The sequence below is a fragment of the Geosporobacter ferrireducens genome (assembly GCF_001750685.1).
GTDB classification, from domain to species: domain Bacteria; phylum Bacillota; class Clostridia; order Peptostreptococcales; family Thermotaleaceae; genus Geosporobacter; species Geosporobacter ferrireducens.
Genome location: NZ_CP017269.1, coordinates 5,683,148 through 5,704,095 on the forward strand (window position 1 = coordinate 5,683,148; position 20,948 = coordinate 5,704,095).

Here is a 20,948-nt window from a genome sequence, read left to right on the forward strand (position 1 = left end):
CGGTAAAAGTGGGATTTTCCAATTAGGGTGGTACCGCGGGATATAAAACTTCTCGTCCCTGTCAACAATAGGGATGTTGAGGTTTTTTGTTTTATCAATTTTAGGATTAGGGAGGGTTATTATGAGCATTCAAGCCCCAAGAGGGACAAGAGATGTATTGCCATCAGAAACGTACAAATGGAATTATGTAGAAAGTTTATTCAGGGAAATCTGTGAAAAATTCGGATATAAGGAAATTAGAACGCCTATTTTTGAACATACTGAGCTATTTCATAGAGGTGTGGGAGAGACAACGGATATTGTACAAAAAGAAATGTATTCTTTCAAAGATAATGGTGGCAGAGAAATTACTTTAAAGCCAGAAGGAACAGCACCGGTTGTAAGATCCTTTATTGAGAATAAGTTATATGCCGAGCCGCAGCCCATGAAGCTATTTTACATAACACCTTGTTTTCGATACGAACGACCTCAGGCTGGAAGACTAAGAGCTTTTCATCAATTTGGAGTTGAAGCCTTTGGAACCTCAAATCCTTCTGTTGATGCAGAAGTCATTGGCATAGCTATGGCTTTTTATAAAAAGCTAGCTATTACCAACCTAGAACTGCGGATCAACAGTGTAGGCTGTCCTGATTGCAGAAAGAAATATAACAAAACGCTGAAAGAATACTTACGCAGTAAATTAGATAAGCTATGCAAAACCTGTCAAGACCGTTTTGATCGAAATCCTATGCGTATTATCGATTGTAAAACTGATACATGTAAGGAAGAAATAAAGGATGTTCCTTATATGCTTGACCATATATGCGAAGACTGCAGAATAGACTTTGAAGAACTGAAAGAAAATTTGACATTGATGGAAATCCCTTATACGGTAGATCCTACTATTGTTCGCGGCCTTGATTATTATACAAAAACTGCCTTTGAAATCGTATCAAAAGAGATTGGTGCACAGGGAACTGTTTGCGGTGGGGGACGTTATGATGGATTAATTGGATGTCTGGGAGGACCTTCCACTCCAGGCGTAGGCTTCGGCATGGGAATCGAGAGATTGCTGCTAACACTCCAAAATAATCAAATCGAGATACCAAGACCTCGGGGATTGGATATATTTATTGCTGCTATTGGAGAAAATCCTTCTAAAGAAGCTGTAAAATTACTCCATAAGCTTCGTTTGGAAGGCGTTTCAGCGGATAAGGACCACATGAATAGAAGCTTAAAAGCCCAATTTAAGTATGCAGATAAGCAGCAGGCTGCCTATACCATAGTTATCGGAGACCATGAATTGGAGAAAGATATCGTCCGGCTGAAAAACATGGATACAGGAGATCAAGAAGAAATTAAACTAAGCAATATTGTACAGGAGCTTAAAAACAGATTAAAATAAGGGAGGAATTATTATGGCAGAAGTTTTGGGAAAAATGAAAAGAACCCATATGTGCGGGGATCTGCGGTTAACTAACGTCAGCGAAGAAGTAACACTTATGGGATGGGTACAAAAAAGACGTGATTTAGGCGGATTAATTTTTGCTGATCTGAGAGACCGTGCAGGCATTGTGCAAATCATCTTTGATAAGGATATATCAGAAGAAGCCTTCACGAAGGCTGAAAAGATCAGGGGAGAATATGTACTGGCGGTTCGTGGGATTGTGAAAAGAAGACAGGCTGTTAATAACAACCTCCCAACCGGTGAAATCGAAATTTTTGCTGAAGAGCTAAAAATATTATCAGAAGCACAAACACCCCCTATATATATTGATGATAATGATGAAGTATCTGAGAATCTGCGATTAAAATACAGATACTTAGATTTGAGAAAACCGAAAATGCAGAAGAACATGATGTTCCGGCATAAGATGGCAAAGGTTGTAAGAGATTATTTGGATGAAAATGCATTTGCAGAAATAGAGACACCCATATTAGGCAAGCCAACACCGGAGGGTGCAAGAGACTATCTTGTCCCGAGCAGGGTCAATCCAGGAAAATTCTATGCACTTCCACAGTCACCACAGCTATTTAAGCAGCTACTTATGGTATCTGGAATGGATCGGTATTTTCAGATTGTAAAATGCTTCCGAGATGAAGATTTAAGAGCCGATAGACAGCCGGAATTTACGCAAATTGATATTGAAATGTCTTTTGTAGAGGTTGATGATGTACTCTCAATGAATGAAAAACTATTGCAGCGAATTTTTAAGGAAATGATGAACATAGATATTCAACTTCCACTGCAGCGACTGCCTTATGCTGAAGCCATGGACCGTTACGGCTCTGACAAGCCGGATTTAAGATTTGGCTTCGAGTTAAAATCTATCAGTGATATAGCTAAAGATTGCGGATTCAAGGTGTTTAAGGATGCTATTGCCAATGGAGGTGATGTACGGGGAATAAACATCAATGGATATGGCGAGCAATTTAGCAGAAAAGATATCACAAAGATTGAAGACTACGCGAAGATTTATGGAGCAAAAGGTTTGGCCTGGATAAAATTAACCAGTGAAGGAATCCAATCTCCTATTGCCAAATTCCTTACTGAAGTGGAAATACAGATGATTTTAGCGAGATTTGAAGCAGTTGAAGGGGATTTACTGCTATTTGTTGCCGACAAATCAGGTATTGTATTCGACGCTTTAGGTCATCTCCGTGTAGAAGTTGCAAAACAACTGAAGCTTTTGGATAAGAATGAATATAAGCTGTTATGGGTTACTGAATTCCCATTGTTCGAATATGACGAAGAGGAAAATAGATATGTAGCAAAGCATCATCCATTTACATCCCCAATGGATGAAGATGTAGATTTATTGGAAACTGCACCGGATAAGGCCCGTGCCAAAGCTTATGATATCGTATTAAATGGCATTGAAATCGGAGGAGGAAGTATACGAATTCATCGCAGTGAGCTGCAGCAGAAAATGTTTAAGGCACTAGGATTTAGTGAAGAAGAAGCATGGGATAAATTTGGATTCCTTCTAGAAGCCTTTAAATATGGAACACCGCCTCATGGAGGCATCGCTTACGGCCTAGATCGTTTTGTTATGCTGTTGACTGGTAATGACAGTATTCGAGAAGTTATTGCTTTTCCGAAAACACAGAATGCTTCTTCACCAATGACGGAAGATCCCACAGAAGTAGATGAGAAACAATTAAAAGAATTGCATATAAGAGTCTCGCTGGAAGAATAAAGAGGATAATGCAAAAATAGAGTGTGCATACACTCTATTTTTATTTGACAAAAAAGTCAAACTATTATATAATAATGATAATCAATATCAATTAAGGAGGGGAAAACTATGACTGCATTAATCGTTGGCGGAGATAAATTAGGAAACATACCTGATGTATTAACAGAGAGGGGAATTCAGGAATACATACACTGGCCTGGCAGAAAGAAAGGAATGCGTAAAAAGTCTATTCCTACAAATATAGACATGGTCATTGTATTAGTAGATTATATAGAGCACAATTTAACTGAAATTATTAAAGAACAATCAAAAACCATGAATATCCCTTGTGTTTTTTCTAAAAGAGCATGTAGTGATTTAGCAATGAAGCTGGACAACTGTAAAAATTGTAAATTATGTAAAATAAGCTAAAAGAGGCTCCCTGGGTAGGAGTCTTTTTTTATGAGCGTATTATTGACTATAAAAAAATGGTATAATTAAAATATATTCATTTTTGACAACAATGTTAATAGTAGGGGTGAATAGAATGCATCAAGTAGGAAAAGTATTAGAAATTTTAAAGGGGAACAAAGCCGGAATTCTTATGAACAAGCATGCTGCTTGTGGTGATTGTGGCGCATGTCAACATGGAAAAGAAAACATGAGCTTAACCATTACGGCAATCAATGAAGTAGGTGCAGAGGTCGGAGACATGGTAGAAGTAAATATGGAAACTCAAGATGTATTAGGAGCGGCATTTATTATTTATGTTATCCCACTCTTTTTTATGATTATAGGTGTTGTTGGTGGAAACTTCCTGCTAAATAAGATCGGTTTTATTGGTAATATAGAGGTTTACTCAGCAGTAATCGGGTTTATACTGATGACGTTATCCTTTATCACCATTCGTATGTTTGAAAAGAAATTTAAAGCCAATCGAAAGTATATTCCAGAAATAACAAAAATCATAGGCAGACAGTAATTTTGACTGAGAAGGCCCTACAAGTATACATAATAATATTATGTATACTTGTAGGGCCTTCTCAGTTTTATAGTAGGTTATATTTTCTTTATAAAAAACAATCGTGTGACAGAAGAGACAATAAAAATAGCAGCAGCAATACTGCCTGCAATAAACATGGTTTCAGTACTAATCAGAGCAGCCTTGCTAAAATCTTTTTCAATAATGGCTAACATTGTATAGTACATGCCAGAGCCAGGAACTAAGGGAAGGATACCAGGGATCACAAAAACAGTCACCGTTTCCTTGAATCGCCTCGCAAAAAATTCACTAAATAGTGCCACTACAGAAGCAGCAAAAAAAGATGCCATTACTGTAGATTGCCCCAAATGATTACTAAAATAAACATAGGTGGTCCATCCTAATGCTCCAGAAAAAGCAGTCTTATAAATCGCATTTTTAGGTATGTTAAACAAGACACTAAAACCAATAATAGATAGTGCAGCAAAGAGCAAGTGTTGAATCATAGAAAATTCACCCCTATCTCATAAAACCATAAATGAATTACAATTCCAACGCCTACAGCAATGGATATTGCGATAATGACGGCTTCTGCTGCCCGAGACAGACCTGAAAGCAAATCTCCGGCAATGGAGTCTCTTACTGCATTGGTGATAGATACCCCGGGTAAAAGAATCATAATAGAACTAATTATTATTTTATCAATGTTCGTGCCGATATTCAGGTTAACAGCCAAAATGGCTAAGGCAGATGCCAAGATTCCTCCTACAGCGTTTTCAAGAAAGAGATTAGCGTTCTTTTTACCAATCATTATAACACCGCTATAAACGAATATGGCAATAAGAAAAGAGCTAATAAAATCTTTGGCATTTGCCCCCAGTAAAACGCCAAAGAAAGCTGAAGCCATTCCAGCACAAACAGTGCGCAGTACCAGAGGATATTTAGGCAGCATGTTTATTTCTTTCAGTTTTGACATACCTTTTTGAAAAGATATTTTATCCAAGGTTACTTTTCTAGAAAAGTCATTTACTTTAGATACTTTATTTAAATCAATAGATCGTGTACGAATCCGCTTAACCATAGTAATGACATCTGCTTCTTTTTGATCGGAAGAAATAGAAACAAATATCCCAGTGGGAGTAACAAAGGATTCTACATGAGAAACACCATATGCTTTGCAAATTCTAATAATTGTATCTTCCACCCGATAGGTTTCAGCACCATTTTCTAACATGATCTGGCCAGCAAAGAGGGCAAGAATAAGTATTTTTTTCTGTGTATCTTTCAAGAACTTCACCCCTCTAAAGAAATTATGTTAAAATAATTTATCATTGTAGCACTACCTTGTAATATATTACGCCAATTCATGTCTATTTTCAATGGAAATAAGAAATAATAAAAAATATATTATATATAAAAGTAAACTTGTAAATTGTATTGTTTATATCTATAATAGTTTATGGAAGATCTAAGCAATTCATAATACATATGAAGGGAGAACGGAACAATGAATTTTGACAATCTAATGCAGGTTGATATCGATGTATTCAACGCTATTGAAAAAGAAATCGATAGGCAGCAGACAAAAATTGAACTGATTGCATCAGAGAACTTTGTCAGTAAAGCTGTTATGGAAGCCATGGGGAGTCACTTGACAAACAAGTATGCAGAGGGTTATCCGGGAAAACGTTATTATGGCGGCTGCGAATATGTTGATATTGTGGAAGACTTAGCAAGAGAGCGACTTAAGCAATTATTTAACGCCGAGTATGTCAATGTTCAACCACATTCCGGGGCCAATGCCAATCTGGGAGTCTATTTTACCATTCTAGAGCCTGGGGACACGGTTTTGGGTATGAATCTATCCCACGGAGGACATTTAACTCATGGAAGTCCCGTAAATATTTCCGGTAAATATTATAATTTTGTAGAATATGGTGTATCTAAAGAAGATGAAAAAATAGATTACGAAGAAGTACGGCGTATCGCAAAAGAAGTAAAACCTAAGCTTATTGTAGCAGGGGCTAGTGCGTATTCCAGAATTATAGATTTTAAAACCTTTAGGACAATAGCAGATGAAGTAGACGCTTATCTCATGGTAGATATGGCTCATATCGCCGGATTGGTAGCTGCAGGGCTTCATCCAAATCCATGTGAACACGCTCATTTTGTGACCACAACAACCCACAAAACCTTACGTGGCCCCAGAGGTGGTGCCATTTTATGTAAAGAGGAATTCGGTAAGGCCATTGATAAATCCATTTTTCCAGGCATTCAAGGCGGACCTTTGATGCATGTTATTGCAGCAAAGGCTGTAAGCTTCAAAGAGGCGCTGTCAGATGAGTTTAAAACATATCAGAAACAAGTCATAAAAAATGCTGCAAAATTAGCTGAAGAGTTAATAAAAAGAGATTTCCGCATCGTATCCGGCGGAACTGATAATCACCTATTGCTAGTTGATTTGCGCAATAAAAATATAACAGGCAAAGATGCAGAACTATTGTTGGATGAAATGGGTGTAACCGTAAATAAAAATACAATTCCTTATGATCCAGAAAGCCCATTTGTAACCAGTGGTATACGGATTGGAACTCCAGCTGTTACGACCAGGGGAATGAAAGAAGAAGACATGGTTACCATTGCAGAAATTATTAAAATCGTTGTTGAAAATCCAACAGATCATGAAGATGCAAAAGAAATGGTAGAAAAGCTATACCGCAAATATCCATTATACGAATAAACTGAAAAGCATGGTCCTTGGACCATGCTTTTTAAAAGAAGGAGATAAAATCTTCACATCGAATTGATTAATTATGAAGGTTGAGAAAGGAGGAATAAATTGAAACCCTATTTTTATGAGATTTTGGAAATCGTATTACAATCAATCGATGAAGGTGTTCATGTAATCGATAATGAAGGAAGAACGATTATTTACAATAAAGCTATGGCTGAGCTAGAAGGGATGAATCCGGAAGATGTTTTGGATAAGCCTTTGTTAGATCTTTTTCCGAGTTTAGATTGGAATAATAGTACTTTGCTGAAGGTATTATCAACAGAAAAAAGCCTTATTGATCATCCTCAGACTTATCTTAATAACAAGCATAAAGAAATCACTACCATTAGTACCACTGTTCCAGTCTATTTTGACAAAGAAAAAGTGGGAGCACTAGAAATCGCAAAAAACATTACAAAAATAAAAGCACTTTCTGATCAGATTATGACCTTGCAGCTGCAGTTGGCAAAGCCGCAAAATAGAGTTGCAGCAAAAGAAAAAAAATTTACCTTCGATAGCATTATTGGAAAAGATGAAGGTTTTTTGAAGGCAATCGAATTTGCAAAAAAAGCTGCATTTTCTTCTTCTAGTGTCTTGATTTATGGAGAAACAGGAACCGGAAAAGAATTAGTGGCTCAAAGTATACATTATGCCGGCATGAGGAAAAACAAGGCATTTGTAGCACAAAACTGTGCGGCGCTTCCAGAGGCTTTATTAGAAGGAATATTATTTGGTACGGTTAAGGGCGGTTTTACCGGTGCTGTAGATCGTCCCGGATTGTTTGAGCAGGCTAATGGTGGAACAATCTTTTTAGATGAGTTAAACTCCATGGGTTTATTGTTACAATCAAAGCTTTTACGTGTTTTACAGGAAGGCTACGTAAGAAGAATCGGTGGAATAAAAGACATCCCCATAGATGTGCGGATTATCGCAAGTACGAATGAGGAACCCTATGAGGCTGTTGAAAAGGGTATTCTGAGAAAAGACTTGTTTTACAGAATTAATGTAATTCCCATTAATCTTCCACCCTTACGTGAACGAAAAGACGATATTGAAGTACTGATGAATGGATTTATAGAGAAAATTAATCATAAAATGAACAAAAAAATTATTGGTGCTGAAGAAAAAGTTTTAAAGGCATTTAAAAGTTACAGATGGCCGGGTAATGTAAGAGAATTAGAAAATACCATAGAAGCTGCAATGAATATTATTGAAAATGAAACTATTTTAAAAATGGAGCATTTTCCACCCCAAATAAGTGCAAAATTATTTGCACCTATACCAACCAGAAAGTTGACTTTTCGTAAAAATCTAACAGATACACTGTTAGAAATAGAATCGGATTTAATTATCAAAGCGCTGAGAGAAAGCGATGATAACATTTCGAAAGCAGCAGAGCAGTTGGGCATTAAGCGGCAAACCCTCCAACACAAAATGAAGAAGTATAATATAGCGAGGATATAGGTGCAAATATATTTGCATATGGGAGTGCAAATATATTTGCACTTTATTTTTTTGGAGCTTTTCCATCTTGATATTTTGCTGAAATTGAAGGAAATATTGAATAAAGTTGCAGTATTTATTAAAAGTATAAAGGAAACATGCATATTTATTGAAAGATTAATTAAATAAACAGAATGATTTTGGCAAGAAAATTGCAAATAATAACTCTGAATATGAAAAATATCATGGAGGTGCTTATATATGGAAAATGTAAAGGTTGCGATTTGGGGATTTGGTGCAATGGGAAGTGGTATGGCTAAAATGCTTCTAAAGAAAAAGGGAGTAGATATCGTAGGGGTATGCGATAGAAATGCATCAAGAGTTGGTAAGAGCATGTATGAGATACTTGGCGTTGATAGAGGAGAGAGACCTGAAGTAGTCATAAATCCAAATATTGAAGAAGTATTAACTGAGGGAAGTTGCGATGTTTGCCTTTGTGCTACAGATTCCTTTACAAAAAGTGCTTTCCCACGATTAAAATTTGTTCTTGAAAGAAAAATTAATGTGGTTTCAACAGCAGAGGAGATGGCATATCCGCAAGCGCAAAATCCAGAGCTAGCCGCTGAACTTGATAAAATTGCAAAAGAAAATGGGGTATCTATCTTAGGAACGGGTATTAATCCAGGACTTATGATGGACCTATTGGTTGTATGTTTAACTGGCTGCATGGTGGACGTAGAGCATATCGAAGCAAAGAGAGTCAACAGTTTATCACCATTTGGGCATGCAGTTATGGAAGAACAAGGTGTTGGAATTACAGTGGATGAGTTTGAAAAGGGTGTTAAAGAAGGAACCTTGGCAGGACATGTTGGATTTGCAGAATCTGTTGGAATGATCGCAGATGCTATTGGATGGAAAGTTGAAAAAGTTGAACAGCAAATGAAACCGATTGTGACATCTGTAGATAGAAAATCACCTCACGGATTTGCAGCTGCTGGAAATGTTGCAGGAGTAAACATGACGGCTCAAGCATGGGTAGATGGTGAAGTAAAAATTGATATGATCCATCCTCAGCAAATTGAACCAGAAATGGAAGGAACAGAAACAGGAGATTATATTACCATAAAAGGAACACCTGAAATCAATATGGCAAACAAGCCAGAAGTTGAAGGCGGTCTTGGAACGATAGCAATGTGTGTAAATATGATTCCACATGTAATCAATGCAGCACCTGGCTTAAAGACAATGTTAGATTTACCTGTACCAAGAGCGATTATGGGAGATATGAGAGACTTAATTCAAAGGTAGGCGATCAATATGGAAGCAAGAAAAGGCGATTGGGTAATCATTCACAATACAGTACTAACATCAGATGAAAGAGCTCCTCAGGTACCTGAAGATACAAGATGTGTGCCTTTGGAATCTTGGGTAAAAGGTTTTCTTGAAAAAAATGCAGTAATTGGTGAGGAAGTTATAATTACAACCATAACAGGCAGAAAAGTCAGCGGAAAACTTGTGGAGATTAATCCTTCTTATAGACATAATTTTGGAGAATTTGTACCTGAGCTTCTGCAAATTGGCATTCAGCTTAAAGAAATGCTTGCGGGAGGTGAAAACAATGCATAAGGATATGAGCTATCAAGCAGTCATGGCGCGTAAAAATGAAATCATGAAACAGGCAATTGGTATAGACTACAGTGTATTTGAATCGGGAACGATCGCATTTGATTATGAGCGCATGATGCGGGAAACAGGGTATACACTGGAAGAAATGCAAAGCATTCAAGGTTCCACGGGTGTAGGGAATACGCCTTTGCTAGAGCTTCGTAATCTTACAGCGCTTGCAAGAAAGTTCGCTCCAAAAGGTAAGGGGGCTCGGATTTTTATAAAGGATGAGGCATCCAATCCATCGGGAAGTTTTAAAGCACGACGGGCTGCCAACGCCGTTTACCATGCTAAAAAATTAGGCTATAAAGGGGTAATTGCTGCTACAAGTGGAAACTATGGTGCTGCAGTAGCCAGCCAAGCAGCCATGCAGGGATTGAAATGCATCATCGTTCAAGAATGTTATGATAGTAAAGGAGTAGGTCAGCCAGAAATCATTGAAAAGGCAAGAAAATGTGAAGCTTATGGCGCTGAAGTTGTTCAGTTATCAGTTGGCCCTGAGTTGTTCTATACTTTTCTAAAGCTTTTAGAAGAAACACAGTATTTTAATGCATCTCTTTATACCCCTTTTGGTATTGCAGGTGTAGAGACTTTAGGCTACGAACTGGCCGTGCAATTTAGGGAAAAAGAGGGGCGAGATCCAGATGTAGTCGTTTGTACCAATGCTGGAGGCGGCAACTTGACTGGTACTGCCAGAGGACTTATAAAATCCGGGGCAGAAGGCGTACAGGTGGTAGGTGCCAGTGTAAATCTCCAAGGGCTTCATATGGCCAGCGACAAGCAATTTAACCGGAAGTCATTTACTACAGGGCATACAGGCTTTGGAATTCCTTTTTCTACATGGCCGGACCGGTCTGATGTACCGAGATCGGCAGCACGTCCTTTAAGATATATGGATCGCTATGTAACCGTATCACAAGGAGAAGTATTCTACATGACAGAGGCTCTGGCACAGCTGCAAGGCCTTGAAAGAGGTCCAGCAGGAAATACTTCTTTAGCGGCAGCCTTTAGTATTGCACAAGAATTAGATCAGGATCAAATCATTGTAGTTCAGGAAACGGAATATACAGGAGCGGGCAAACATATTCAAGCACAATTGTCCTTTGCCCGGCAAAATGGTATCGAAATCAAATTTGGAAATCCTAAGGAAGAAATCCCGGGAACAAATATTATTTTACCGGAGAATCCTGGCTTGATACAAGCCAAGGATATCGATATGGATAAAATAAGAAGATCCTATATTCACAATAGTATCGAGACAACAGGTATAGCATACGTATCTAAAACAGATATAGAATTCTTGTCACAAGATGCTAAAGTATCAGTTGATTTTGTAAAACAAGTGCTACGGGAAAAAAATGTTCAGATAGAAGAATAAGTGACAATGGGACTCGGCATCAACAATGATGCCCCATCCCCATTTTATTTAATAAATGAAAATGGAGGGAGAAAGAATGAAAAGAGCAGATGATTTTCAACAGCGTAGAACCCATTTGGCCAATCTTACCGATGAACAGCTAAAGGAAAGATTTTGGCAGCTGGCAGAAAAAATTGTTGATCCGATGATTGATCTGGCCTATAAGAATACTACCCCATCTATTGAGAGATCCGTACTGCTTCGAATGGGATTCTCCAGTCTCGAAGCAAAGGCGATCGTAGAAGGCGTAATGGATCGTGGTTTAATGGGAAAAGGTGCTGGTCACGTTGTATATAGGTTAGCAAAGGAAAAGAATCTACAAATCCGAGAAGCTGGATTAGCTCTAGTAGAGGGTAAGTACTGGGATGAAATTGCAGCTATGTTTCAAGGAGGTGCAAAATAATGGAGCTAAAAATCAATGAGAAAATTGACGTAAAAGAAATTTTGAAGGATTTAGAAAGCTACAGACCAAAGAGAAGAGGCTGGACGTGGAGAGAAAATGAGGAAAATCTTCAAATGGGGCCTTTTACGTACAAAAACTGCTCTAAACCTCTTAAAAACAGTGTACCGCTTCCATCTGCCAAGTATTTTGGAGATATTGATCCACAACCGGATTATACGATTACTACGGAAATCGCTTCCGGCAGATTTGAAGATGACATTCGTCGTATGAGAATGGCTGCATGGCATGGTGCAGATCATATCATGGTTATCCGTACGGCTGGCCAATCCCACTTTGATGGTTTAATTGAAGGTACCCCTCAAGGTATTGGTGGAATTCCAATTACGAGGAAACAAGTAAGAGCACAAAGAAAAGCATTGGACCTAATTGAGGAAGAAGTAGGCAGACCGATTAATTATCATTCCTATGTTAGTGGTGTGGCTGGCCCGGATATCGCTGTCATGTTTGCAGAAGAAGGTGTTAATGGCGCCCATCAAGATCCGCAGTATAACGTATTATATAGAAACATCAACATGATTCGTTCTTTTGTTGACGCTGCCGAATCTAAAAAAATCATGTCATGGGCAGATATGGCACAGATCGATGGTGCACATAATGCAAATGCCACTGCAAGAGAAGCTTGGAAGGTTATGCCGGAGTTGATGGTTCAGCATGCGCTAAATTCCATATATTCTGTAAAAGTAGGTATGAAGAAGACGAATATTTGTCTATCGACAGTTCCCCCAACAGCACCTCCAGCACCATCTATGCATTTAGATCTTCCTTATGCGGTTGCTTTAAGAGATCTATTCTCCGAGTATCGCATGCGCGCACAAATGAACACAAAGTATATGGAGTCTTCTACAAGAGAAGCGACTGTAACCCATGTATTGAATCTTATGATTTCCAGATTGACCAGTGCGGATATCCAATCAACCATTACACCGGATGAAGGTAGAAATGTACCTTGGCACATTTACAATATGGAAGCCTGCGACACTGCAAAACAAGCACTTGTAGGCATGGACAGCTTAATGGAAATGATCGAGCTGAAAAAAGAAGGATATTTACCTGAAAAAGTACGGGAATTAAAAGAAAGAGCTGTACTATTCATGGAAGAAATCATTGAAGCTGGTGGATATTTCAAAGCTGTTGAACAAGGCTTCTTTGTTGATTCAGGCCACTATCCGGAAAGAAACGGGGATGGCATTGCCAGAAAAATTGATGGCGGAATTGGGGTAGGAGCAATTTATGAAAGAGATACAGATTACCTTGCACCAGTAACCGCACACTTTGGTTATAATAATGTAAAACAATATGATGAAACGGCAGAAGACCAGCCTTCAAAATTGATCAACGGATCTACCCTCGAGGCACCTGAAAAGATTATTTATATCGATGAATTGGACGATACAGATAATGTAAATGTAAGAATGGAAGAAACAAAGGAACTGCGTGAGTCCTCAAAAATCCTTCCAGAAGTTGAATGGATGGGGGATGGAATTGTACAGCTTGATTTATTCCTTCCAGCCAGCAAACGTGTAGCAGAATTTGCAGCACTAGAAATGGGCAAGAAAATGGGGCTTGAGGATGTAGAAGTGATTCATAAAGAAATCATGCATCCATCAGAGGGAACAAGAATCCAGCTTAAGGGAAGAGTAGCCTTTGCAATAGACACAAAAGATCTAGTGATTCCTCCGGAGCCTGAAATTATGTCTGAACAGGAAGTTCGAGAAGCAATTGAAGCGCAGCCTATGAAAATTGTAGCAGGTACTGTAGGAGAAGATGAGCACTCTGTTGGACTAAGAGAAATCATTGATATTAAGCATGGCGGTATCGAAAAATATGGTATTGAGTGTCATTATCTTGGAACATCCGTTACACTTGAGAAACTAGTAGATGCTGCAATTGAATTAAATGCAGATGCAATTTTGGCATCCACCATTATTAGCCATGATGACATTCACTATAGAAACATGAAACGTATTCATGAACTATGTATTGAGAAAGGTGTTCGTGATAAAATTATGATCCTCTGCGGTGGTACTCAGGTAACCCCTGAGTTGGCTGTAAAACAGGGAATTGATGCAGGATTTGGAAGAGGAACAAAAGGAATTCATGTAGCCACTTTCTTAGTGAAGAGAAGAAGTGAAATGAAAGATGAAAATTAATATTCTTGTTGCTGAAATAGGTAGTACAACAACGGTTGTGAATGCCTTTGCCGATATCCATTCTGACTGCCCCAGATTTCTGGGGCAAGGTCAGGCCCCTACCACTGTACTAGAGGGAGATGTGAATATTGGATTACAGGGTGCCATTGCAGATCTAAAAAAGAATCTACAAGTTGATGATTTTACCTATGATGAGATGTTAGCTACCAGCAGTGCTGCAGGTGGCTTAAAAATGACGGTACACGGATTGGTTTATGATATGACTGTACGGGCTGCTAAAGAAGCTGCTTTAGGCGCAGGTGCGATCATCCATAAAGTGACTGGCGGGAAGCTGAGAAAAACAGATCTAAAAAGTATTATAGATATTAAGCCGAATCTCATCCTCATCGCTGGAGGTGTTGATTATGGTGAAAGAGAAACTGCACTTTTTAATGCAGAATTGATTGCAGATTTAGATATAGATGTACCCATTATCTATGCCGGTAATGTTGAAAATCAGGAAGAAATTCGAGAAATATTCAAAGATAAAGCCAATAAACTCTATATCGTAGAAAATGTTTATCCAAAGATCGACCAACTAAATATTGAGCCTACCCGGTTCGTAATTCAGGAAGCCTTTGAAGAGCACATCATTCATGCACCGGGGATGGCAAGGGTTAGAGAACTGGTTACTGGGCCGATCATTCCAACACCCGGGGCAGTAATGGAAGCATCAAAGCTGCTGAGAGATAGTATTGGAGACCTTATTACGCTAGATGTAGGCGGTGCCACTACGGATGTACATTCCGTCACAGAAGGCAGCGATGAGATTAACCGGATCTTAATCAGTCCTGAGCCCTTAGCTAAACGTACTGTTGAAGGTGATCTTGGCGTATACGTAAACATGAAAAACATCGTAGAGCGTATTGGTAAAGAAGATTTGCAAAAACAATTAGATGGTGACCTAGAAATGCTTATAGAGACGCATAAACCTATACCGGATACACCCATGGCGATCCAATTTGTTGAGACATTAACCTTAGAAGCAGTTCTTACAGCTATGAACAGGCATTCCGGAAAACTTCGCCATCTATATGGTCCTACCGGTAAAAAAACCCTCGCAGAGGGAAAAGATCTTACCAATATACAATGGATCATTGGAACGGGCGGCGCATTGACGCGCCTGCCAAAAAGGATAGAGATACTAAAGGAAATTGCGCTGCGCAATAAAGGAGATTATTTGTTGCCCACACCAGAAGCACAGATTTTGATCGATAACCACTATATTATGGCCTCATTAGGGGTTTTATCAAAGCGATATCCTGAAGCTGCGTTGAATTTAATGAAGCAAAGTCTAAAGCTTGAAGAAGAATAAATAGCCGGGAGAATATTCCCGGCTATCCTTCAATAGAAATGGACAGGAGGTAAAAATTATGAATAATTGTCCGCGAATTGAAATAGATCTTTCCAAAATTCGAACCAACACAAAAATATTAACAGATCGCTGCAAGAAAGCAGGCATTCAAGTGGCAGGCGTTACCAAAGGATTCTGTGCCGTACCACAAATTGCAGAAGCACTCGTAGAGGGTGGTATAGCAATGCTTGCAGACTCCAGACTGGAAAATTTCGATAAGATTGCACATATTCCTCTTCCTAAAATTCTTTTAAGACTGCCTATGATAAGCCAGGTTGAAAAGGTTGTTTCTCTTGTAGATATCAGCCTAAATTCTGAGTTATCAACCATAAAAAAGCTTTCTGAGGAATCTTTAAAACAGAAAAAAATACACAAAATCATTTTAATGATTGATTTGGGAGATTTACGTGAGGGCATCTGGAATAATCAAGTTATTGAAACCATTGAAGAAATCGTCAATCTAGATGGGATTAAACTAATAGGTGTCGGCACCAATTTAACCTGCTACGGAGGCGTAATTCCTACGAAAAATAATCTTGGACTGCTCGCAGATTTTGCAAAGGAAATTCTAGAAAAATTCCAAATTCAACTTGAAATCATATCTGGTGGGAATTCTAGCAGTCTATATTTGCTAGATCGTGAGGAAATGCCAAAAAGTATCAACCACTTGCGATTAGGAGAATCTATTGTACTTGGAAGAGAAACTGCTTTCGGTGAAGCAATACCTGGAACCTATCAAGATGCATTTCGTTTGGTTGCAGAAATTATCGAGCTAAAAGAAAAGCCTTCCGTTCCTATTGGCGAAATCGGTATGGATGCTTTTGGAAACAAACCGGTTTTTGAGGATCGAGGCATTCGAAAAAGAGCAATTTTAGCGGTAGGCAGACAAGATGTATCTGTAAATAATCTTATCCCAAAGGATGAAAAAATATCGATCTTAGGTGCCAGCAGTGATCACCTAATTATTGACGTTACGGATTCATCAAAGGAATATGCTGTTGGAGATGAGGTATCCTTTAATATAGAATACGGCGCACTGTTGCAACTGATGACTTCTGAGTATGTCTATAAAAGGATAATATAATCAGCAATAAGTTTACATTTATCTGTCTCACAAAATCCATTACCTGAATATACTGTAATGAAACAGTTAGACAGGAGATGATACTTGTGCAGTATGGAGAAGGTAAATTTATAATTGTTTTTACATCGAACTATCATGCCTATTATATCGAGGAGCTTTTAAGAAGACACAATATTGACAGTATTTATAAAAAAGCTCCCAGGGCAATAGCGCGATCCTGTAATTCGGCAATTTATCTTTCAAAAGAGAAGGATCTTCATAAAGCGCTGGAGTTAATAAAGCAAGGAAAAGTTCCATTCCAATCCGTATTTGAAATCCATCGATATGATAAAAAGATAGAATATCAAAAAGTTCTCCTATAACAGGAGAACTTTTCATTTAAATATCTTTTTAAAAAACCCGATGTCCTTTTCATTTTCATTGATTCGACTTTGTATAATCATATTATCTTTTTCCGCTAAAGCTTCATTAAGTTCTTGTTTTTGCTGCTGAAGCAATTGCAAATCAGTGTGAAGCTTTTTCCGCTCTCTTTCGAATTCTGTACATTTTTTTTCTAAAACGGCTATTTTATGATGAAGTGTATCCTTTTCTGTCTCTAGCAGGCGGATATTCTCTTTGTATTGAGTAATTTTTTCTCCTCCCTCATTAATGAGATTTAAGTACTTTCGGTTCAACTCTGTTAGCTTTTTAACTTCCTCTTTTAAATAGCGGATTTCAGCTGCTAATGAATTTATAACATTTTTTTCTTCTGCTCCTGCTAATTCTATTTGCTTTCTACTAACTTCATCTGTTGTATTATTTCCACTAAGATTGTGTTTTCGAAGCATTCCTGTTGGATTTGATCGCTGATGTGCCATCCTGCTGGAAAGAATATTTTCATTTATAGGTTCCAAATTTGCGTCTTTCATTTTATCTTCTTCTAAAAACTGTTGCGCTTCTTCATGGGAAACAAGTTCACTGAGATCAAGAAGAGAGTTTTTTGCTTGAGGAGAATATACACTATAATTGGACTGGTGAATATTTTCCTCTCGTATTCTTGTAAATACAGGCTGCAAATCCAGCATAAACGGTTTTTCTTTCTTAGACCAGATTGTTCTTCCTTTTTGTGTTAATAGGGCATAGGAAAAATAGGTTGCTTCACCAATACAATGGATTATTGTGAGAATATTTTTATGTATATTTTGAAAAAACCAAGTAATTGGAAACTTTTTTTCTATTGCGATCCCAGTATTTTTTTTCATATTTTCTAGAGTAAGACGAAGGTATTTAATACAGTAATTATTCTTATTCTTATCGATCCAACTGATGTACAAATCTCCATTTGTATCAGGCAATATGTCAACAGAAAAGTATTTAATATAAATACAGCTTGCTAAATAAATATCCTCATCCCACTGAGAAGATTCTACTCTATAAACAGATAATTTGAGATCATAAATCAAGTTATTATTTGTAAGAAAAGATAAAAAGAGATTATATTGATGATCCCTAGTCAGACAATAGGGTTTACAGGGATCTTTTAGATGAGTCCGGCATATGATTTCCTTTTTCCAACTGTCAGCTTCCTCAAAATAGCTGACAATAGAAATGAGATAAGGTGCCGATAAATCACGCCAGCAGAAAACAATATAGGGGGTTTGATCAGAAAACTTAATATCAATAAAATCAATCATTTCTGCATCTATGGCAGAATGATATAGCAGTTGTGCATCCCACGATTGTCCATTGAAGAAATAATAATAAAATCGTCCTTCAAAGTCTAGAAGTACAGCACCGATCTTTCCGTTCACATCATAATCAACAGCATATTCCTTAACCGGGTGACTGTATACGGGTCCTTCATCAACCGCATCTTCGCCGCCAATACAGTAAAGATATTGAGAATCATCTAAATAAAATCTATAGTGTATATCACCAATAGTCAAATTTGTATCGAGTTTATTTGTATTCATCAATTTAATCACCTACCTTATTAGAAATATATTAACAGTGATTCTGCAATATGTTTAATAATTTATATAACTTGAAACGAACAATTTATTCACCAATTTTTAATAAGTATCATAATATACAATTAGAACAGTCAGTTAATATACTTAAGATTGATTACAATCTAATTGATCAATAAAGAAGGGGGTACACGATATGTACAGACATTCAAACTCAGCAAATGGAATTAGTTTATATACACCCGGATTTATCCCGGAAGAGCTGAGAGAGCAATTTGGAAATGCAGCTGAATTAGTATGCGTCCAGGTTCCAAAGGTTTATGATTCATGCCTGCTAAGAATTTGTTTAGTGGGAGAGCAAAAAAAACATAAGAAGAGAAAAAAAGGTTATTGCGATGATGATAAAGAAGATGAAGGTATTGTCTTTGATCCAGATTTGCGTGTACGCGTAGACTGCAGTGTTGAGAGTATCATTAATGTCAGAGTAGTAGGTCTTGTACCAGGATCATTTAAAGTAATCTTGAAGCGGCCAGTGCCAGGAGATCCAGATCGAAAGATAATCACTTATAAATATCAGTTGAGAATTCTATATGACGTTGTATTTGATGATTGTACGATTTCAAAGGATAATGAATTAATACTCCGCAGAACTGAAACAGTAGGGCCATTGTATTGTCCAGATACGGATACAATTATCCGTGAGAGCCGAGTAGATCAATCCGGTACAATTCATCCATCAACTGACGAAGATGACCACATCATCAAACTTGAGATTATAGCAGAGATTTTAGACGTTCAAATTGAGCGAAACGAAGGAAAAACTTTAGATCCATATGATGATGTATGCTTCGCAGTTTTCACAGTTGGAGTTTTTAATGTTGTGAAGTGCGAACTCATCGTTCAATTAGTAATCCCTGCATTTGGCTTCTGTCCGCCGCCTGCACCTTGTGCACCGCTTGGAGAGCCTTGTGAAGTATTTAATGCGCAATTACCACCTGCGTTCTTCCCACCACAGTTGGATGATTTCATTTCCGGACCTGGAATTGACTGTTAAGAAAAAGGAGGGGGGGTGTGTATTACCACATCCTCTTTTTTCTTTATTCTGTTTTCCATAAGTTCCTCCAATGCTATATAATAGTAAAGAAGGGTTTATTTGATCATGAATAAGATACACATCGATAAAGAAAGGAGCGGAATTATGGAACCATTATCAGTCAGAATGAGACCAAACACGCTAGATGATTTTATTGGACAAGCTCACATTTTACATAAAAAATCTCTATTATATCAATCCATCAAAAACCAGACCTTTGACTCCGCCATATTCTTTGGGCCACCAGGAACAGGTAAAACGACTTTAGCTAGAATCATCGTAGGAGAGCTTGATGCAAATTTTCATGAATTGAATGCTACAACCACAGGAACGAAAGAGTTAAAAGAAATTATCGATTACGCAAAGAAAACAAAATATACCCTTGGATATAAGCCTACATATGTTTATGTCGATGAGTGCCATCGTTGGAATAAAAGTCAGCAAGATGCACTGTTAAAAGCTTTAGAAGAAGGAACCATAAAGTTTATTGGCAGTACAACTGAAAACCCATATTTTGCAATGAATCCTGCCGTGCTTAGCCGTGTTCGGGCAATATATGAACTAAAACGCCTAAGCATTGAAGAATTAAGCAAAGTCTTAATCCGTGCCATCAATGATCCCCATGGATTGGGAAATTATCATATTAGCATGTCACAGGAAAACATAAATCTGATAGCCAATCTATGTAATGGAGATGGAAGAATTGCTTTAAACACTTTGGAATTTATCGTAAAATCCTTAGGAAAAGATGCAAAAATTGAAAAAGATACAATTATTGAAGCAATGCAGCAACGCGTGAATTATTATGACCGGGAAGAGGATAAATACAATTATTTATCTGCACTGCAAAAAAGCATTAGAGGCAGTGATCCTGATGCATCTATTTTATATTTAGCTTATTTGATTGAAGGGGGTGCAGATATCCAGACAATCGGCAGGCGATTGCTGGTAATCGCCAGTGAAGACATCGGATTGGCTTCACCGAATGCTATTTCCATTGTTCTTTCCTGCATTCAGGCGGCTCAAATGGTTGGCTTTCCTGAAGCGAGGATTATCCTTGCGGAGGCTGTTCTCTTATTGGCTTGTTCGCCAAAATCCAATAGCAGCATTGTAGCCATTGAAAAAGCAGCAGCGGATATCAGATCACGAAGTATCGATCCGCCTCCTGCCCATATCATGGATGCCCATTATAGTGGGGCAAAAAAGAGGGGGATTGGAGATAATTACCTGTACCCCCATGATTTTGGCGGTTATGTAAAACAGCAGTATTTGCCGGATAACCTATACAAGGAAAAAAGAAGCTATTATAATCCATCAGAAAACGGCAGTGAAAAAAGTATCAAAGAACGCCTGGAAATACTGCGCAAAAGATAATCCC

19 protein-coding genes and 1 other annotated feature (1 of these 20 cut by a window edge) are annotated in these 20,948 nt (G+C 37.9%); of the genes, 16 read left to right on the plus strand and 3 right to left on the minus strand.

Annotated elements, in window-relative coordinates:
• Positions 1 to 63: a binding site (T-box leader), on the plus strand; it begins 147 nt to the left of the window's first position.
• A 58-nt stretch (positions 64 to 121) separates the two neighbouring features.
• The 4 genes from hisS to Gferi_RS26715 all read left to right on the plus strand — a co-directional run bounded on the left by hisS (position 122) and on the right by Gferi_RS26715 (position 4,140).
• Entirely contained in the window at positions 122 to 1,384 is a 1,263-nt protein-coding gene (gene hisS, locus Gferi_RS26700; protein WP_069981139.1) for a histidine--tRNA ligase, read from the plus strand.
• A gap of 13 nt (positions 1,385 to 1,397) precedes the next feature.
• A complete protein-coding gene (gene aspS / locus Gferi_RS26705; protein WP_069981140.1) occupies positions 1,398 to 3,179 on the plus strand; it encodes an aspartate--tRNA ligase in 1,782 nt (593 codons plus the stop codon).
• 108 nt (positions 3,180 to 3,287) lie between these two features.
• Entirely contained in the window at positions 3,288 to 3,590 is a 303-nt protein-coding gene (locus Gferi_RS26710; RefSeq protein ID WP_069981141.1) for a DUF2325 domain-containing protein, read from the plus strand.
• A gap of 115 nt (positions 3,591 to 3,705) precedes the next feature.
• Positions 3,706 to 4,140 carry a SoxR reducing system RseC family protein gene (locus Gferi_RS26715; protein WP_069981142.1) on the plus strand — a complete coding sequence of 145 codons (435 nt, stop codon included), beginning with the start codon at positions 3,706 to 3,708 and terminating at the stop codon, positions 4,138 to 4,140.
• Positions 4,141 to 4,217: 77 nt separating this feature from the next.
• Here Gferi_RS26715 and Gferi_RS26720 read toward each other — a convergent pair whose 3' ends face one another.
• Both Gferi_RS26720 and Gferi_RS26725 read right to left on the minus strand, forming a co-directional pair.
• Complete coding sequence (locus Gferi_RS26720; protein ID WP_069981143.1) at positions 4,218 to 4,646, minus strand: threonine/serine exporter family protein; 429 nt, start codon at positions 4,644 to 4,646, stop codon at positions 4,218 to 4,220.
• Positions 4,643 to 5,428, minus strand: a complete 786-nt coding sequence (locus Gferi_RS26725) for a threonine/serine exporter family protein (protein WP_236932667.1) — start codon at positions 5,426 to 5,428, stop codon at positions 4,643 to 4,645. The genes Gferi_RS26720 and Gferi_RS26725 overlap by 4 nt, the downstream gene beginning before the upstream one ends.
• A gap of 219 nt (positions 5,429 to 5,647) precedes the next feature.
• Between Gferi_RS26725 and Gferi_RS26730 the strand changes: the two genes are divergently transcribed.
• The 10 genes from Gferi_RS26730 (at position 5,648) to Gferi_RS26775 (ending at position 16,890) form a co-directional block, all read left to right on the plus strand.
• Positions 5,648 to 6,880 carry a serine hydroxymethyltransferase gene (locus Gferi_RS26730; RefSeq protein ID WP_069981144.1) on the plus strand — a complete coding sequence of 411 codons (1,233 nt, stop codon included), beginning with the start codon at positions 5,648 to 5,650 and terminating at the stop codon, positions 6,878 to 6,880.
• A gap of 99 nt (positions 6,881 to 6,979) precedes the next feature.
• A complete protein-coding gene (locus tag Gferi_RS26735; protein ID WP_069981145.1) occupies positions 6,980 to 8,377 on the plus strand; it encodes a sigma-54 interaction domain-containing protein in 1,398 nt (465 codons plus the stop codon).
• A gap of 240 nt (positions 8,378 to 8,617) precedes the next feature.
• On the plus strand, positions 8,618 to 9,664 hold the full coding sequence (gene ord, locus Gferi_RS26740; protein ID WP_069981146.1) for a 2,4-diaminopentanoate dehydrogenase: 1,047 nt from the start codon (positions 8,618 to 8,620) through the stop codon (positions 9,662 to 9,664).
• Positions 9,665 to 9,673: 9 nt separating this feature from the next.
• On the plus strand, positions 9,674 to 9,982 hold the full coding sequence (ortA, locus tag Gferi_RS26745; protein WP_069981147.1) for a 2-amino-4-oxopentanoate thiolase subunit OrtA: 309 nt from the start codon (positions 9,674 to 9,676) through the stop codon (positions 9,980 to 9,982).
• Positions 9,975 to 11,399, plus strand: a complete 1,425-nt coding sequence (ortB, locus tag Gferi_RS26750; RefSeq protein ID WP_069981148.1) for a 2-amino-4-oxopentanoate thiolase subunit OrtB — start codon at positions 9,975 to 9,977, stop codon at positions 11,397 to 11,399. The genes ortA and ortB overlap by 8 nt, the downstream gene beginning before the upstream one ends.
• A 76-nt stretch (positions 11,400 to 11,475) precedes the next feature.
• Positions 11,476 to 11,841, plus strand: a complete 366-nt coding sequence (locus tag Gferi_RS26755; protein ID WP_069981149.1) for an ornithine aminomutase subunit alpha — start codon at positions 11,476 to 11,478, stop codon at positions 11,839 to 11,841.
• A complete protein-coding gene (gene oraE, locus Gferi_RS26760) occupies positions 11,841 to 14,051 on the plus strand; it encodes a D-ornithine 4,5-aminomutase subunit OraE (RefSeq protein ID WP_069981150.1) in 2,211 nt (736 codons plus the stop codon). Before Gferi_RS26755 ends, oraE begins: the two co-directional genes overlap by 1 nt.
• Positions 14,041 to 15,405 carry a GlmL-related ornithine degradation protein gene (locus tag Gferi_RS26765; protein WP_069981151.1) on the plus strand — a complete coding sequence of 455 codons (1,365 nt, stop codon included), beginning with the start codon at positions 14,041 to 14,043 and terminating at the stop codon, positions 15,403 to 15,405. Before oraE ends, Gferi_RS26765 begins: the two co-directional genes overlap by 11 nt.
• Positions 15,406 to 15,463: 58 nt before the next feature.
• Positions 15,464 to 16,528 carry an ornithine racemase Orr gene (orr, locus tag Gferi_RS26770; protein ID WP_069981152.1) on the plus strand — a complete coding sequence of 355 codons (1,065 nt, stop codon included), beginning with the start codon at positions 15,464 to 15,466 and terminating at the stop codon, positions 16,526 to 16,528.
• Positions 16,529 to 16,614: 86 nt separating this feature from the next.
• On the plus strand, positions 16,615 to 16,890 hold the full coding sequence (locus Gferi_RS26775; protein ID WP_069981153.1) for a DUF3343 domain-containing protein: 276 nt from the start codon (positions 16,615 to 16,617) through the stop codon (positions 16,888 to 16,890).
• Between the two features lie 12 nt (positions 16,891 to 16,902).
• On the opposite strand, the gene Gferi_RS26780 is transcribed toward Gferi_RS26775, so the two are convergent.
• Positions 16,903 to 18,480, minus strand: a complete 1,578-nt coding sequence (locus Gferi_RS26780) for a hypothetical protein (RefSeq protein ID WP_069981154.1) — start codon at positions 18,478 to 18,480, stop codon at positions 16,903 to 16,905.
• A 193-nt stretch (positions 18,481 to 18,673) separates the two neighbouring features.
• Here Gferi_RS26780 and Gferi_RS26785 point away from each other — a divergent pair, with 193 nt between their 5' ends.
• Entirely contained in the window at positions 18,674 to 19,531 is an 858-nt protein-coding gene (locus tag Gferi_RS26785; protein ID WP_069981155.1) for a hypothetical protein, read from the plus strand.
• A gap of 144 nt (positions 19,532 to 19,675) precedes the next feature.
• Complete coding sequence (locus Gferi_RS26790; RefSeq protein ID WP_083273893.1) at positions 19,676 to 20,944, plus strand: replication-associated recombination protein A; 1,269 nt, start codon at positions 19,676 to 19,678, stop codon at positions 20,942 to 20,944.
• Positions 20,945 to 20,948 lie beyond the last annotated feature (4 nt).